At 59.6% G+C, this 15109-nt stretch carries 14 protein-coding genes; 5 read left to right on the plus strand and 9 right to left on the minus strand.

Annotated elements, in window-relative coordinates:
• Nucleotides 1-91 precede the first annotated feature (91 nt).
• The gene (locus tag L2I46_RS09340) at nucleotides 92-520 is read left to right on the plus strand and encodes a DUF805 domain-containing protein (RefSeq protein ID WP_004173894.1); all 429 of its coding nucleotides are present in this window, start codon (nucleotides 92-94) and stop codon (nucleotides 518-520) included.
• Here L2I46_RS09340 and fpr read toward each other — a convergent pair whose 3' ends face one another.
• From fpr to gmk, 7 genes are all read right to left on the minus strand, one after another.
• The gene (gene fpr, locus L2I46_RS09345; protein ID WP_032454371.1) at nucleotides 521-1267 is read right to left on the minus strand and encodes a ferredoxin--NADP(+) reductase; all 747 of its coding nucleotides are present in this window, start codon (nucleotides 1265-1267) and stop codon (nucleotides 521-523) included.
• 150 nt (nucleotides 1268-1417) lie between these two features.
• Nucleotides 1418-2428 (minus strand): class II fructose-bisphosphatase, encoded by a 1011-nt coding sequence (gene glpX / locus L2I46_RS09350; protein WP_023291376.1) that lies wholly within the window; start codon nucleotides 2426-2428, stop codon nucleotides 1418-1420.
• Nucleotides 2429-2476: 48 nt separating this feature from the next.
• Nucleotides 2477-4558, minus strand: coding sequence for an ATP-dependent DNA helicase RecG (recG, locus tag L2I46_RS09355; protein WP_023291375.1), 2082 nt, complete (start codon nucleotides 4556-4558; stop codon nucleotides 2477-2479).
• A 5-nt stretch (nucleotides 4559-4563) separates the two neighbouring features.
• On the minus strand, nucleotides 4564-5253 hold the full coding sequence (gene trmH, locus L2I46_RS09360; RefSeq protein ID WP_236947799.1) for a tRNA (guanosine(18)-2'-O)-methyltransferase TrmH: 690 nt from the start codon (nucleotides 5251-5253) through the stop codon (nucleotides 4564-4566).
• 163 nt (nucleotides 5254-5416) lie between these two features.
• Complete coding sequence (gene spoT, locus L2I46_RS09365) at nucleotides 5417-7537, minus strand: bifunctional GTP diphosphokinase/guanosine-3',5'-bis pyrophosphate 3'-pyrophosphohydrolase (RefSeq protein ID WP_004205080.1); 2121 nt, start codon at nucleotides 7535-7537, stop codon at nucleotides 5417-5419.
• An 18-nt stretch (nucleotides 7538-7555) separates the two neighbouring features.
• The gene (rpoZ, locus tag L2I46_RS09370) at nucleotides 7556-7831 is read right to left on the minus strand and encodes a DNA-directed RNA polymerase subunit omega (protein ID WP_000135058.1); all 276 of its coding nucleotides are present in this window, start codon (nucleotides 7829-7831) and stop codon (nucleotides 7556-7558) included.
• A 54-nt stretch (nucleotides 7832-7885) separates the two neighbouring features.
• On the minus strand, nucleotides 7886-8509 hold the full coding sequence (gene gmk, locus L2I46_RS09375) for a guanylate kinase (RefSeq protein WP_101862240.1): 624 nt from the start codon (nucleotides 8507-8509) through the stop codon (nucleotides 7886-7888).
• Between the two features lie 258 nt (nucleotides 8510-8767).
• Between gmk and ligB the strand changes: the two genes are divergently transcribed.
• Nucleotides 8768-10447 carry an NAD-dependent DNA ligase LigB gene (ligB, locus tag L2I46_RS09380; protein WP_101862241.1) on the plus strand — a complete coding sequence of 560 codons (1680 nt, stop codon included), beginning with the start codon at nucleotides 8768-8770 and terminating at the stop codon, nucleotides 10445-10447.
• 5 nt (nucleotides 10448-10452) lie between these two features.
• Here the strand turns inward: ligB and L2I46_RS09385 are convergent, their stop codons facing one another.
• Nucleotides 10453-11070, minus strand: a complete 618-nt coding sequence (locus L2I46_RS09385) for a trimeric intracellular cation channel family protein (protein WP_002922654.1) — start codon at nucleotides 11068-11070, stop codon at nucleotides 10453-10455.
• Nucleotides 11071-11345: 275 nt separating this feature from the next.
• Between L2I46_RS09385 and L2I46_RS09390 the strand changes: the two genes are divergently transcribed.
• Nucleotides 11346-12596, plus strand: a complete 1251-nt coding sequence (locus L2I46_RS09390; protein WP_236947800.1) for a chloride channel protein — start codon at nucleotides 11346-11348, stop codon at nucleotides 12594-12596.
• Between the two features lie 58 nt (nucleotides 12597-12654).
• Here L2I46_RS09390 and L2I46_RS09395 read toward each other — a convergent pair whose 3' ends face one another.
• Entirely contained in the window at nucleotides 12655-13518 is an 864-nt protein-coding gene (locus L2I46_RS09395; protein WP_002922636.1) for a YicC/YloC family endoribonuclease, read from the minus strand.
• Nucleotides 13519-13644: 126 nt separating this feature from the next.
• On the opposite strand from L2I46_RS09395, the gene rph reads away from it, so the two are divergent.
• Together rph and pyrE are read left to right on the plus strand one after the other, a co-directional pair.
• The gene (gene rph, locus L2I46_RS09400) at nucleotides 13645-14361 is read left to right on the plus strand and encodes a ribonuclease PH (protein ID WP_023319338.1); all 717 of its coding nucleotides are present in this window, start codon (nucleotides 13645-13647) and stop codon (nucleotides 14359-14361) included.
• A gap of 65 nt (nucleotides 14362-14426) precedes the next feature.
• Nucleotides 14427-15068 carry an orotate phosphoribosyltransferase gene (gene pyrE / locus L2I46_RS09405; RefSeq protein WP_004205073.1) on the plus strand — a complete coding sequence of 214 codons (642 nt, stop codon included), beginning with the start codon at nucleotides 14427-14429 and terminating at the stop codon, nucleotides 15066-15068.
• Nucleotides 15069-15109: the final 41 nt, after the last annotated feature.

A 15109-nucleotide genomic window follows, 5' to 3' on the forward strand; every position in this document is an offset into this window, starting at 1 on the left:
CTGCTGACGATTAAATCGGGAAGCGCGGCGCTTGTCAAAAAGTCACGACGCCAGGGTAAACTACGCAGACGATGATGATAAGGAAAAACGCATGACCCTACAGCAGTGGTTATTCTCAATTAAAGGGCGCATTGGCCGCCGCGATTTCTGGATCTGGATTGCCATCTGGCTGGTGACCATGAGCGCTCTGTTCACCCTCGCAGGGAGCAATCTGCTTAATCTGCAGACGGCGGCGTTTATTATCGTCTGCCTGCTGTGGCCGACGGCGGCGGTGGTGGTGAAGCGACTGCACGATCGCGGCAAATCCGGACTGTGGGCGCTGCTGATGATTTTGGCGTGGATGCTGCTGGCGGGGAACTGGGCGATGCTGCCGCAGGTCTGGCAGTGGGGCGTCGGGCGCTTTGTGCCGACGCTGATTATCGTCATGATGCTGATCGACCTGGGGGCGTTTGTCGGCACCCAGGGCGAGAATAAGTTCGGCAAGGAGACCCAGGACGTGCGCTGGAAAGCGGACGCCTGATTACCAGTAATGCTCCGCCGTCATGTGGCCCGGCCGGCGACGCAGATGTTTGGTCATCTGCCGGGTCTCTTTTAACAGCTGTTGGGTATCGCGCACCATCTGCGGGTTGCCGCACAGCATCACATGGCTGGTGTGGTTGGTCATCGGCAGGCCGACCGCCTCCTCCAGCGCCCCGGTTTCAATCAGGAATGGCACCCGGCCGGTCAGCGAGCCTGCCACGGTTTCGCGGCTGACCACCGTCTGGATGCGTAATTTGCCGGCGTAGCGCTGCTCAAGCTCGCGCATCAGCGGCAGATAGCTCAGGTCCGCGGCGTAGCGCACGGCATGGACCAGCACCAGATGGTTAAAGCGCTCAAGATCTTTGCCTTCCTGGAGAATCGACAGGTAAGGCCCAAGCGCGGTGCCGGTCGCCAGCATCCACAGGGTATCGCAATCCGGTACTTCCTCGAGGACGAAGAAGCCAGCCGCTTCGCTCACCACCTGGACCTCATCGCCCGGCTTCAGCGCCGCCAGACGCGGGCTCAGCTTGCCTTCCGGGACGGTGACCAGATAGAACTCGAGATCGGGATTGCCGGGAGCGTTGACGTAGGAGTAGGCGCGCTGCACGCGTTCGCCGTCGATTTCCAGCCCGAGCTTGGTAAATTGCCCGGCGGTAAACGGCTGAACCGGCGCCCGCACGTATAAACTGAACAAGGCGTCCGTCCAGTACTCCACTTTTGTCACTTTGCCGCTAACCCAGTCCGCCATCGTCTTCTCCTGTTGCCAAGCGATGCTTTATCTTCGGCCCAGACGGGCAAGATTTCCACCCCGCAGGCGCAAGAAAGCTCTATTGATCAAATATAAACGAAGAACAGGACAACCGCCCGCGGACGGTTGCCTGGAGGAGAGAAAGCGGTATTACAGGATGTGCTGCTGGACGTCCGGATCTTTACGGTCGAGGTAATGAATCGACTGGATCCGACGGATGGTGCGCGACTTGCCGCGGATCAGCAGCGTCTCGGTGGTGGCCATATTGCCCTTACGGGTGATGCCGTCCAGCAGATCGCCTTTGGTGATGCCGGTGGCGGAGAAGACGACGTTATCGCTGCGCGCCATTTCATCAAGGCGCAGCACTTTACCCGCTTCGATGCCCATGGTTTTGCAGCGCGCCAGCTCGTTTTCACCGATGCGACGATTCTCTTCGCTGTCGCCCTTCACGTGGTGACGAGCCAGCAGGCGGCCCTGCATATCGCCGTCGAGCGCGCGGATCACCGCGGCGGAAACCACCCCTTCCGGCGCGCCGCCGATGCCGTACAGCACGTCGACTTCGCTATCCGGCATGCAGGTGAGAATGGAGGCCGCGACGTCGCCATCGGGAATGGCGAACACCCGCACGCCCAGCTGCTGCAGCTGAGCAATCACCGCGTCGTGGCGCGGTTTCGCCAGCACGGTGACGGTCAGCTCGCCCAGCGGCTTGTTCAGCGCGCGGGCGATATTGCGCAGGTTCTCTTCCAGCGGCAGACTGAGGTCGATAGCGCCTTTAGCGCCCGGGCCGACAATCAGCTTTTCCATATACATATCCGGCGCGTTGAGGAAGCAGCCTTTATCGCCGACCGCCATCACCGCCAGGGCGTTAGCCTGGCCCATCGCCGTCATCCGGGTGCCTTCGATGGGATCGACGGCGATATCCACCGCATCGCCCTTGCCGGTGCCCACTTTTTCGCCGATATAGAGCATCGGCGCTTCATCGATTTCGCCCTCGCCGATGACGATGGTGCCGTCGATATTGACGAGGTTAAGCATAATGCGCATGGCGTTCACCGCGGCGCCGTCGGCGGAGTTTTTATCGCCGCGGCCCAGCCATTTATAGCCCGCCAGCGCGGCGGCTTCGGTGACACGCGAAAATTCGATGGCCAGTTCTCGTTTCATAATCCACTCATTGTGTAGAAAAATTGCCCGCAGCGCGGCAAAAGCGCGCTACGCGTTGGAATAGCGTTCGGTTTCCGGCATCCAGCGCTCGATCAGCGCCTGGGCCTGCAGCGGATAGCGTTCATGAATGTGGCGCGCAATGCGCTGAACGTCGGGGATCATCGCCTGATCGCGCAGTAAATCCGCCACTTTAAACTCGGCGTTGCCGGTCTGGCGGGTGCCGAGCAGCTCGCCGGGACCGCGAATTTCAAGGTCTTTCTGGGCGATGACGAAACCGTCGTTGCTGTCGCGCAGCACCTGCAGACGCTTCTGCGCCGTTTTAGAGAGCGGCGATTTATAGAGTAGCACGCAGTGGGAAGCGACCGCGCCGCGCCCGACGCGCCCTCTGAGCTGGTGCAGCTGCGCCAGACCCAGACGTTCCGGGTTTTCGATAATCATCAGGCTCGAGTTCGGCACGTCGACACCGACTTCAATGACCGTCGTGGCTACCAGCAGGTGCATTTCGCCCTGCTTGAAAGCCTGCATCACCGCCTGCTTTTCCGCCGGTTTCATCCGCCCGTGCACCAGACCGATATTCAGCTCCGGCAGCGCCAGCTTGAGCTCCTCCCAGGTGGCTTCCGCCGCCTGGGCCTCCAGCAGATCGGACTCTTCGATGAGGGTACAGACCCAATAGGCCTGGCGGCCTTCGTGGGTGCAGGCGTTGCGCACGCGGTCGATAATATCGCTGCGCCGGGTGTCCGGGATAGCGACGGTGGTCACCGGGGTTCGGCCCGGCGGCAGCTCGTCGATAACCGAGGTATCAAGGTCGGCGTAGGCGGTCATCGCCAGGGTGCGCGGGATCGGCGTGGCGGTCATGATCAGCTGATGCGGATGGAAACCCTGCTGCTGACCTTTCTCCCACAGCGCCAGCCGCTGGTGTACGCCGAAGCGGTGCTGTTCGTCGATAATCACCAGTGCCAGGCCATTAAACTGCACCTGTTCCTGGAAGATGGCGTGGGTGCCGACAATCATCTGCACCTCGCCGCTGGCGATCGCGTCCTGCTGCGCCTGGCGGGCTTTGCCTTTCTGTTTGCCCGCCAGCCAGCCGACTTCAATGCCCAGCGGTGCAAACCAGCTGCGGAAGTTATTGGCGTGCTGCTCGGCGAGCAGTTCGGTGGGCGCCATCAGCGCCACCTGTTTGCCGTGGGCGATAGCGCGCAACGCGGCCAGGGCGGCGACCAGCGTTTTACCGGAGCCGACGTCGCCCTGCACCAGGCGCATCATTGGCACGTCCAGCGCCATATCGCGCTCGATCTCGGCGGTGACCCGCGCCTGCGCGCCGGTGGGCTTAAAGGGCAGGGAGGCCAGCAGCTGATTTTTCAGGGTATCGTTGGCGCCGAGCGGCAGGGCGTGATAGCGCTGGGCGCCTGCCCGCAGCGCCAGCATGCTGAGGTTGTGCGCCAGCAGCTCTTCCAGAATCAGGCGCTGCTGCGCCGGGTGCTTGCCGCTTTCCAGCTCGCTAAGCAATAACGATGGCGGCGGACGATGCAGGGTGCGCAGCGCCTCCGGCAAGCTCATCATCCCCTGCGCCAGCTCCGGCGGCAGGAGTTCGCCGATAGCGCAGGTCTCCAGCAGCTCGAGCGCCTGATCGGTGAGCTTGCGCAGGGTCGCCTGCTTAATGCCCTCGGTAGTCGGATAGACCGGCGTTAGGGTCTCCTGCAGCTCCGGGGTGCTCATATCGCCCTGGACGCGATATTCCGGGTGGATCATTTCGGCGCCGTACTTCCCGCGTTTGGCTTCACCGTAGGCCAGCACGCGTCGACCGGTCGCGAGGCTGTTTTTCATCGCCGCGTTGAAGTTGAAAAAGCGCATGGTGAGGATGCCGGTGCCGTCGCTGATCTGGCAGGTCATCATTCGGCGGCCGCCGAAGGTGATATTGCTGTTGAGCACTTCGCCTTCCACGGTGGCATAAACGCCGGGAAGCAGATCGGCTATCGGATAAAGATGGGTGCGATCTTCGTAGCGCAAAGGCAGGTGCAGCAGCAGATCCTGTACCGTATGCAGGCCGATCTTCGCCAGCTTGCTGCTCTGCGCAGCCCCGACGCCGGTGAGTGAACTGAGCGGAACGGCATCTAACAGGCGGCCTGACATCGGGTTTACCTCGCAGCCTGCATGGTGGCCCACCACGCGGCATCGGCTTCCACTTCGCCCTGCTCGTTAACGTGGGGGTAAGGCAGCCCTTTTTGTCTCGCGACGCGGGCCAGCACCGGATAGCCGCCTTCAAACAGCAGGCGCTGTTGCTCTTCCGGCGGCAGCATGCTGTTGGCGCGTTGGTACATCCCGGCATTCTGTCGCTGCCGCTGGGCTTCATACAGGATCAGCGCCGAGGCGACGGAGACGTTCAGCGACTGCACCATGCCGATCATCGGGATAATAATGTCCTGATCCGCCAGGGCCAGCGCTTCCTGAGTGATGCCGGTTTTCTCCTGACCCATCAGGATGCAGGTTGGACGCGTATAGTCGATTTCACGGAAATCGATGGCTTTGTCGGAAAGATGGGTGGCGAGGATTTGCATACCCTGGCCTTTGAGGTGGCCGACGGCATCTGCGATGGTACGGTGGGTTTTCACCTGCACCCAGCTGTTGCTGCCCGCGGCGGCGGAGGCCATGGTGCGCATCCGGCTGCTCGGCCAGACCGCGTGCACCTCGTGTACGCCAACGGCGTCTGCGGTCCGGATGACCGCAGAGACGTTATGGGGCTTATGGACCTGCTCCACGCAGACCGTCAGGTCAGGCTGACGCCTGGCGAGCATCTCGCAGATACGCGCATAACGCTGTGAATTCATTACTCTTAATCCTTCGAATTACCTCTTTAGCCGCTGCGGATCACGCGGCCCATCCCTGGGCCTCGCCCCTGACGGGGGCGCTGCAGGCAGCGTTCAAATCTGCTCCCGGCAGATCTGTCATTCGCTTGCCGCCTTGATGCAATTCGAATGTTTTGTCTAAAAGCTAATTTCGGTTACGGGTGACTTTAATCACGTCCGGCATGACGCGTATTTTGCGCATGATATTCGCCAGATGCACGCGGTCGCGGGCGGTCAGGCGGATAAAGGCGCTGTATACGCGGCCATCTTTCTCTTCCGTATTCAGGCTCTGGATATTGGAAGAGGCGGTGTTGATCGCCGCCGTCAGGTTAGCCAGTGCGCCCTGGTGGTTAAACATATCCACCTTGATCTCCGTAATGAACTCCTGAGCGGTCTCTTTATCCCACTCAACCGCCATAAATTTCTCCGGCTCTTTCTGGTAGCCGCGGATGTTACGACAGGATTCATGATGGATAACCAGCCCTTTGCCGGGACTGACGTGGGCGATAATCGGGTCACCGGGGATAGGGCGACAGCACTTGGCGAAAGTGATCAGCACGCCATCGGCGCCTTTGATCGGCAGATGGCCGTGGTTTGAGGCATTGGCCGGCACCGGCGCCGCAGCGGCTTCGCCCTGCTGCAGGTTTTTCGCCACCACCACGCTCATGGCGTTGCCCAGACCGATCTCCGCCAGCAGATCGTCAAGCGAGGCCAGCTTCATCCGGTCGAGCTCGCGCTGGATATTCTCCGGCGGGATCTCGGCGAGTTTGCGGCTACCGCCCAGCGCGTGGTTAAGCAGACGGCGGCCAAGGCTGACCGAGTCATCGCGCTTGAGGTTTTTCAGCAACTGACGGATCTTGGCGCGCGCCTTCGAGCTGACGACAAAGTTCAGCCAGGCGGCATTCGGACGTGCGCCCGGCGCGGTAATAATTTCGACAGTCTGACCGCTGGAGAGCGGCTGCGACAGCGGATAGGGCTGGCGGTCGACGCGCGCGCCGACGCAGGCATGGCCGATATCGGTATGCACCGCATAGGCGAAGTCCACCGGCGTGGCGCCAGCGGGCAGTTCGACAATGCGCCCTTCCGGGGTGAAAACGTAAATCTCATCGGGGAACAGATCGGATTTAACGCTCTCGATAAATTCAAACGAGCTGCCGGCGCTCTGCTGCAGCTCCAGCAGGCTCTGCATCCAGCGCTGGGCGCGGATTTGCGCGGTGGTGCTGCTTTCGCCGCCGTGCTCTTTATAAGCCCAGTGCGCCGCGACCCCCATCTCCGCCATCTGGTCCATGTCTTCGGTACGAATTTGTACCTCGACCGGGACGCCGTGGGGGCCGATCATCGAGGTGTGCAAAGACTGATAGCCGTTCGCTTTCGGAATAGCGATGTAATCTTTGAAACGACCTGGACGCGGTTTATAGAGGCTGTGCATCTGGCCAAGCACGCGGTAGCAGACATCGGCATCATGGACGATAACGCGGAAGGCGTAGATATCCATGATCGAGTGAAAACGCTGCTCTTTAAGCACCATTTTGCAGTAGATCGAGTACAGATGCTTTTCGCGACCGCTAACGCGGCAGGGGATCCCCGCTTCCTGCAAACGCCCTTCGATTTCCGAGAGAATCTTTTGGATCATCTCTTTACGGTTGCCGCGCGCCGCTTTGACCACCTCTTTAATGACGCGGTAGCGGTTCGGGTACAGCGCCTCAAAGCCCAGCTCTTCGAGCTCGGTTTTGATGTGATGGATACCTAAACGGTGCGCCAGCGGGCTGTAGATTTCCAGCGTTTCGCGGGCGATGCGGCGGCGTTTATCCGGGCGTAGCGAGCCCAGGGTACGCATGTTGTGGGTGCGGTCGGCAAGCTTGATGAGGATGACGCGGATGTCCTGCACCATCGCCATGATCATTTTGCGAAAGTTTTCGGCCTGTGCCTCTTTCTTATCGCGGAACTTGAGCTTATCAAGTTTCGATACCCCCTCTACCAGTTCGGCGACGCTTTTACCAAAAAGCTGTTCCATGTCCTGGTAGGTGGCGGGAGTATCTTCAATCACATCATGCAGCAGCGCGGCCATCAGCGTTTCGTAGTCGAGCTTCATCTCGGCCAGAATACAGGCTACCGCGACCGGGTGCGTGATATAAGGTTCACCGCTTGAACGTGTCTGACCCTCGTGAGCGTCACGTGCAACGAGATACGCCTGCCGCAGACGTTTGATCTGGTCTTCCGGCAGGTAGTTTTGAATCAGCTGATTCAGGCTTTCAAACAGATACAAGGGCGACCCGCTGTGTGATTAACGACGACCTTCAGCAATCGCGGTAACGGCTTGTAATTCAGCGGCTTCCTGCTCTTGCTGTTCCTGGCGCTCACGTACGTCGAGGATCTGGTTGTTGATCAGACCTTCTTCGATTTCGCGCAGTGCGATTACGGTGGTTTTATCGTTTTCTTCCGGTACCAGCGGATCCTTTCCGCCTACCTGCATCTGACGAGCGCGACGCGCGGCGACCAGTACCAGGTCAAAACGGTTACCAATTTTCTCTACAGCGTCCTGAACAGTTACGCGTGCCATACTTAAAATGCTCCACAGGTGAAGAAATGACTGGGCATGATACTGAATGTGGGTTCAGTCTGCCAATAGTTTGGTGATTAAAGCGCCATGTCGCTGCTTTTGGCGGCTCATGCGCAGACGTTCAGCGCGGATGATATTTTTCAGGTCGCTCAGGGCGGTGTCAAAATCATCGTTCACAATCAGGTAATCATATTCGGCGTAATGGCTCATTTCCGCAACGGCCTGGGCCATTCGTTTCGCGATCACCTCTTCGCTGTCCTGGCCGCGGCCGCGCAGGCGACGGTCCAGTTCATCTTTTGACGGCGGCAGAATAAAAACGCTGCGTGCGCCAGGCATGCTTTTACGGATCTGCTGCGCGCCCTGCCAGTCGATATCGAGGAAGACATCAACGCCGGTCGCCAGCACCTGCTCGATCGCTTTACGCGACGTGCCGTAATAGTTGCCAAAGACCTCTGCATGTTCCAGAAACGCGTTTTCGCCAATCATCGAGCGGAATTCGTCGTGATTCACGAAGAAATAATGTTCGCCGTGCACTTCACCCGGACGCGGCGCCCGCGTGGTATGGGAAACCGATACCTGGGTGTCATACAACGGTTGGGTTTTTAATAAAGCCTGAATCAGGCTGGATTTACCCGCGCCGCTAGGGGCGGAAACAATATAAAGCGTGCCTTGAGCCATGAGTGTCTTTTGTATGTGGTTATCGAAAGAGGTCCTACATACGAGCCTATTATACACGTCGCCGCGGCGTGACGCAGTCCTTGTCACACTTTTTGCCGCTGTTTCTTTCATTTTGCCTGCCGTTTTCCTGAATTCGCCAGCCGTTGCTGCAACGAGGTGTAAATCCTGGAAGGCGCTTCGCAGGGTGAAAAAGCGCCCGTCGCGGTTTCCGGCATTCTGCCGCAGACTCTCCGCCAGGTGATGAAGGAGGGGACAGCAATGCGTAAAGGAGGAGGGTGGCTGGCGGTAGGGATGTTCTCCGCCAGCGCGCTGGCGACGTGTCCGGACTGGCCGCCGGCCAAAGGCAGACAGGAGATCGCACGTCTACATCAGCAGATTGACGCCTGGAACGAGGCTTACTGGCGACAGGGCGCCAGCGAGGTGAGCGATGACGTTTACGACCAGCTCACCCTGCGCCTGGCGCAGTGGCGGCAATGCTTTCCGGGCGCGACGCCGGAGGATGACGATCTGCCTCCGCCGACTGGCGATACGCGTCATCCGGTCGCCCATACCGGCGTGCGCAAGCTGGCGGATGAGGCCAGCGTGGCCCGCTGGATGAAAAATAAAGCCGACCTGTGGGTACAGCCTAAAGTGGACGGCGTGGCGGTCACCCTGGTCTATCGCCAGGGGCATCTGGTTCAGGCTATTAGCCGCGGGGATGGCCTGCGCGGTGAGTTGTGGACCGCCCGAGCGCGGCAGATCCCGGCGCTGGCGAAGCTGACGACCGGCGAACTGGCCAACAGCGTGCTGCAGGGGGAGCTATTTCTGCGTCGGGAGGGGCATATTCAGCAGCAGGCTGGCGGAATGAACGCGCGGGCGAAAGTCGCCGGGTTGATGATGCGGGCTGACGCGGCGGCGGCGCCGCTCAGCCAGCTGGACGTTTTTATCTGGGCCTGGCCAGACGGTCCCTCGGATATGCGCCGTCGACAGCAGCTGCTGGCGCAGGCGGGGTTTGGCTACAGCGGACAATACACCCATTCGATAACGCGCGTTGAGCAGGTGGCGGAGTGGCGCCAGCGCTGGTATCGCTCGCCGCTCCCCTTCGTCAGCGATGGCGTGATTGTGCGTGAAGGACGCGAACCGTCGGGGCGCGTCTGGTCACCGGGAAGGGGCGAGTGGCTGGCAGCCTGGAAATATCCTCCGGCATCGCGGGTGATGGAGGTACGGGCGATCCATTTCAGTACTGGCCGCAGCGGCAGACTCAACGTAGTGGCTGAGCTTGAGCCCCAGCGGCTGGATGACAAACGCGTGCAGCGGGTTAACGTTGGCTCTGTGAGCCGCTGGCAGGCGCTGGATATTGGGGTTGGCGATCAGCTGCAGATCAGTCTGGCTGGCCAGGGTATTCCACGGATCGACGCTGTTGTCTGGCGGACGGTCGAGCGCCATAAACCGACGCCGCCGGCGGCGAAATTCAATGCGCTAACCTGCTATTTCGCCACCCCCGAGTGCAGCGAACAGTTTCTTTCCCGGTTGGTCTGGTTGTCATCAAAGTCGGCGCTGGATATCGATGGCGTAGGGGAAAGCGTATGGCGCGTTATTCAGCAGCAGCACCCGATGGAGCATCTTTTTTCCTGGCTGGCGCTCACGCCGGAGCAGCTGCAGGCGATGCCGGGGATCTCAGCTGCCCGCGGGCAGCACCTCTGGCACCAGTTTGATCTTATTCGTAAACGGCCTTTTATACGCTGGGTGCTGGCGATGGGGATCCCGGTGCCCCAGGGGGCGCTGGCGCAGCCTGGCAGTGAAAACTGGCGCCTCCTCACGGCAAAGAGTGAAGCGCAATGGCGCACGCTGCCGGGCGTGGGGGCGATCAGAGCCCGACAGTTAGTGGCTTTCCTGCATGACCCTGACGTGGCGGCGCTGGCGCAATGGCTTAGCAGGCAGCGCATCCCCGGGTTTTGAGGCGGTTAGTGGGCGTCGTGGGTGTAGTGGAAGACCGGTAGCCCGAGCTTCCAGCGCAGCGCCAGCATGCGGGCGGTAAAGCCGAACAGCAGCGTGGCCAGGACCACCACATCGTGGCTGCTGACGTAGTGTTGCAGCGCTATATAGAGTACCGCTGCGGCAAACGAGATCCCGGCATACAGCTCTTTCTGGAAGACCAGCGGAATGCGCTTGCAGAACATATCGCGCAGTACGCCGCCGAAAACGCCGGTGATGACCGCAGCAATAGAGGCGATAACCGGGCCTTCGCCCATATCCAGGGCGATCTGCGCGCCGATGATGGAAAACACGATCAGCCCCAGCGCATCCAGCACCAGGAAAAGCCGGCGAAGGTGCGGCATTACCGGGGCGGCAATTGTGGTAAGGACGGCGGCGACGGCGACAATGATGACGTATTCCGGATGCTTCACCCAGCCGAGAGGATAGTGTCCAAGCAGGATATCGCGAACAGAACCCCCGCCCAGCGCGGTCGCGGTGGCGATAATAATGACGCCAAACGTATCCATCCGCCGACGACCGGCAGCCAGCGCTCCGGTCATGGCTTCCGCGGTGATACCGATTAAATACAGAACATGAAGCAGCATAGATCCCCCCAGACAGTGGCCGGCAGGTTAACGATTTGTGCGCAGGATCACGATTGATATTTTCTAAAGTGAAGTCGTTAGGCCAGGAAAAATTAATGACAACATGGCTTAAATTGGCTTTATTTGGTGGTTAAGTATTATTTTTTGAATTTTTACAGATTAGAAAAAGTAATGTCTTATTCCCGATCGGTTATCTATATTGAAAACGCTATGAATACCTAATGTTTAAGTCCCGACCTTTATCCTTTTATTTTCTTTCTCGAGGAGATGAGAAAATGCGTGTCGCCGCCGGGAACAAACATTATCTGACTCGCCTGATGGCCGTAGTATTAACCGGGATTCTGGCCGGTCTGTCCGGTATGGCGCTGGCGCTGATTTTACATGCCATTCAGCACCTGGCTTTTGGCTACAGTCCAGCGCATATCGTTGGTTCGGTGTCATTTTTACAGGGCGTCACGGCGTCGCCCTGGCCACGTCGCATCGCGGCAATCGTGGCCGGCGGCATCGTCGCCGGATTTGGCTGGTGGCTGCTTGGTCGCTATGGGCAGAAGCGGGTTTCCATTGCCGCGGCGGTGGCTAACCCTTCCGTCCCCATGCCCGCGGGCACCACGACGATCCACGCTCTGCTGCAGATCGTCACCGTAGCGCTGGGGTCCCCGCTTGGCCGCGAAGTGGCTCCTCGGGAAATGGGCGCGCTGGGAGCGGGGATGGTGGCGCGTAAGCTGCGCCTGCTGGAGGATGAAACCCGTACGCTGATTGCCTGTGGGGCGGGCGCGGGCCTGGCGGCGGTGTATAACGTCCCGCTGGCAGGGGCGTTGTTCACCCTCGAGGTCATGCTGCAGTCGTTTAGCTGGGAAAAAACGCTGGCGGCGATAATGACCTCGGCGATTGCCGCCTGGACGGCCACCCTCGGGTTAGGGGATGAATCGCAATACCCTTTTTTTTCCAGCGCGCTTCCGCACACCTTTCTCTGGTGGGCGATTCTGGCGGGCCCAATTCTTGGCGCCGGCGCCTGGCTCTTTCGCAAAGCGACCAGCGCAGCGCGTTCACGCGTGCGAAGTAACTGGCAGATGCCGGTGTTCTGTCTGCTGGCGTTTTCGCTTCTGGCCGTCCTTAGCCTCTGGTTCCCTGCGCTACCGGGCAATGGCAAGGGGCCGATGCAGCTGGCGCTCAGCGACGGGCTGCCTCACTCCATGGTCGCGATCCTGTTAGGGCTGAAGCTGGTGGTGATCCTGGCGGTGTTGCGCGGCGGCGCGGAAGGCGGGTTGTTAACCCCGGGGCTGGCGGTGGGCGGGCTGGCCAGCCTGCTGCTCTGCGCGCTCTGGCAATCAGGGTTCCCTGGCGGAGATGAAAGCAGTTTCGCCCTGGTGGGGGCAGCCGCTTTTCTCGCCGCGTCCATGCAGATGCCGCTGACGGCGGTGGTGCTGGTGATGGAGTTCACCCACATGGATCACAGCTATCTGGCCCCGACGCTGCTGTGCGCGGCAGGGGCGTTTTTGACCTGCCGGGTACTGGATAAAAAATAGTGCTTTTGAAATGAATGAAAAAAGGCCGGTAAACCGGCCTTCAGAAAGGTATCTGAGATTACTCGATATTCTGGATCTGCTCGCGCATTTGCTCGATCAGCACTTTCAGCTCAATCGCAGAGTTGGTGACCTCGGCATTGATCGATTTTGACGCCAGGGTGTTCGACTCACGGTTGAACTCCTGCATCATAAAGTCGAGACGGCGACCCACAGCCTCTTTCTTTTTCAGAATGTTGTAGGTCTCTTTTACGTGGGCTTCGAGGCGGTCCAGCTCTTCGGCAACGTCGATACGCTGCGCCATCAGCACCAGCTCTTGCTCGAGACGGTTATTCTCCAGTTGCACTTCCGCATCTTCCAGCTTGGCGACCAGACGCTCGCGCTGCCACTGGAGAATTTCCGGCATATGAGCGCGAACTTTCGCCACTTCGCCGCTCACGCCTTCAAGACGCTGCTCGATAAGCGCTTTCAGCGCCTGGCCTTCCGTTTCGCGAGCGACGATGAAGTCATCCAGCGCGCCGTCAAGGGCTGCCAGAATGTCGGCGGCGATGGCGTCAAGATCCTGTTCTTTGGCGGCCATCACGCCCGGCCAGCGCAGGATATCAACCGGATTGATTTCCCCTTCATCGCTCTGCATTTTTACCCAGTTGGCGGCGTTAACCAGCTGTTTAGCTAGCTTTTCGTTGAGAATCAGTTCGCCCTGAGCGCTGGGGTCTTGTTCAAAACGCAGGGTGCATTCGACTTTACCGCGAGTCAGGCGGGCGCGAATGCGCTCGCGTACCACGGGCTCCAGGCTACGGAACTGCTCCGGCAGGCGGAAGTACGTTTCCAGATAGCGCTGGTTTACCGAGCGCAGCTCCCATGCGGCGCTACCCCAGTCACCCTTGATTTCACGGCGGGCATAGGCGGTCATACTGCGGATCATAGTCGTTCCTGTTTTTAAAGGAGAGTGGGGAGGATTATAGCTTTCGAGACCTTATCAGGATAGGAATAAGCGCCTTTAATCCGTATAATGCGCAGCCACATTCGTTTCAAGCCGGAGATTTCTATCATGCGTCCAGCAGGTCGTAGCGCCAACCAGGTGCGCCCCGTTACCCTGACCCGTAATTACACAAAACACGCTGAAGGCTCTGTGCTGGTTGAATTCGGTGATACCAAAGTGCTGTGCACCGCCTCCATTGACGAAGGCGTACCGCGTTTCCTGAAAGGACAGGGACAGGGGTGGATCACCGCTGAATATGGCATGCTGCCGCGTTCAACGCACACGCGTAACGCGCGTGAAGCGGCAAAAGGCAAACAGGGCGGCCGGACGATGGAAATTCAGCGCCTGATCGCCCGTGCGCTGCGCGCGGCGGTTGATCTGAAAGCGCTGGGCGAGTTTACCATCACCCTCGACTGCGATGTGCTGCAGGCCGACGGCGGCACCCGCACCGCGTCTATTACCGGTGCCTGCGTGGCGCTGGCCGACGCGCTGAATAAGCTGGTGGCGGCCGGCAAGCTGAAAACTAACCCGATGAAAGGGATGGTGGCGGCGGTCTCTGTTGGGATCGTTAATGGCGAAGCCATCTGCGATCTGGAGTACATCGAAGACTCTGCCGCGGAAACCGACATGAACGTGGTGATGACCGAAGATGGTCGCATCATCGAGGTGCAGGGTACGGCAGAAGGCGAGCCGTTCACCCATGAAGAGCTCCTCACTCTCCTGGCGTTAGCCCGAGGGGGGATCGAATCCATTATTACGACGCAGAAGGCGGCGTTAGCAGATTAGTTTTTAAGGCGACTGAGAAGTCGCCTTTTTTTTGACCGTAAAAAAGTAAGATGAGGAGCGAATCCATGAAGCCGTATCAGCGCCAGTTTATTGAGTTTGCGCTTAGCAAGCAGGTTCTTAAGTTTGGCGAGTTCACGCTGAAATCCGGGCGTAAGAGCCCCTATTTCTTTAACGCCGGCCTGTTTAACACCGGGCGCGATCTGGCTCTGCTGGGCCGTTTTTATGCCGAGGCGCTGGTGGATTCCGGGATTGAGTTCGACCTGCTGTTTGGCCCGGCCTACAAAGGGATCCCGATTGCCACCACCACCGCGGTGGCGTTAGCCGAACACCATGACCGCGACCTGCCTTACTGCTTTAACCGTAAAGAGGCAAAGACTCACGGCGAAGGCGGCAATCTGGTCGGTAGTCCACTGCAGGGCCGGGTCATGCTGGTGGATGATGTGATCACCGCCGGTACGGCGATTCGCGAATCCATGGAGATCATCCAGGCCAACGGCGCGCAGCTGGCGGGTGTGCTGATCTCCCTGGATCGTCAGGAGCGTGGCCGCGGCGAAATCTCCGCCATTCAGGAAGTGGAGCGGGATTACGGCTGCCAGGTTATCTCGATCGTCACCCTGAAAGAGCTGATCGCTTACCTGGAAGAGAAACCGGAGATGGCGGAACACCTGGCGGCAGTTCGCGCTTATCGCGAAGCCTACGGCGTGTAACGAAAAAGCCCGGTAAGCAGAGCGCTACCGGGCAATGCAAA

The sequence above is a fragment of the Klebsiella sp. 2019SCSN059 genome, assembly GCF_021739525.1.
In the GTDB taxonomy this organism is placed as follows: domain Bacteria; phylum Pseudomonadota; class Gammaproteobacteria; order Enterobacterales; family Enterobacteriaceae; genus Klebsiella; species Klebsiella quasipneumoniae.

What these genes read in the sequence shown, in the direction of transcription:
- L2I46_RS09385 (WP_002922654.1), bottom strand. Translation starts at nt 11,070, where the DNA reads ATGCTGCTTCATGTTCTGTATTTAATCGGTATCACCGCGGAAGCCATG.
- trmH (WP_236947799.1), bottom strand. Translation starts at nt 5,253, where the DNA reads ATGAATTCACAGCGTTATGCGCGTATCTGCGAGATGCTCGCCAGGCGT.
- L2I46_RS09395 (WP_002922636.1), bottom strand. Translation starts at nt 13,518, where the DNA reads ATGATCCGCAGTATGACCGCCTATGCCCGCCGTGAAATCAAGGGTGAC.
- glpX (WP_023291376.1), bottom strand. Translation starts at nt 2,428, where the DNA reads ATGAAACGAGAACTGGCCATCGAATTTTCGCGTGTCACCGAAGCCGCC.
- pyrE (WP_004205073.1), top strand. Translation starts at nt 14,427, where the DNA reads ATGAAGCCGTATCAGCGCCAGTTTATTGAGTTTGCGCTTAGCAAGCAG.
- rpoZ (WP_000135058.1), bottom strand. Translation starts at nt 7,831, where the DNA reads ATGGCACGCGTAACTGTTCAGGACGCTGTAGAGAAAATTGGTAACCGT.
- L2I46_RS09390 (WP_236947800.1), top strand. Translation starts at nt 11,346, where the DNA reads ATGCGTGTCGCCGCCGGGAACAAACATTATCTGACTCGCCTGATGGCC.
- rph (WP_023319338.1), top strand. Translation starts at nt 13,645, where the DNA reads ATGCGTCCAGCAGGTCGTAGCGCCAACCAGGTGCGCCCCGTTACCCTG.
- ligB (WP_101862241.1), top strand. Translation starts at nt 8,768, where the DNA reads ATGCGTAAAGGAGGAGGGTGGCTGGCGGTAGGGATGTTCTCCGCCAGC.
- L2I46_RS09340 (WP_004173894.1), top strand. Translation starts at nt 92, where the DNA reads ATGACCCTACAGCAGTGGTTATTCTCAATTAAAGGGCGCATTGGCCGC.
- gmk (WP_101862240.1), bottom strand. Translation starts at nt 8,509, where the DNA reads ATGGCTCAAGGCACGCTTTATATTGTTTCCGCCCCTAGCGGCGCGGGT.
- recG (WP_023291375.1), bottom strand. Translation starts at nt 4,558, where the DNA reads ATGTCAGGCCGCCTGTTAGATGCCGTTCCGCTCAGTTCACTCACCGGC.
- fpr (WP_032454371.1), bottom strand. Translation starts at nt 1,267, where the DNA reads ATGGCGGACTGGGTTAGCGGCAAAGTGACAAAAGTGGAGTACTGGACG.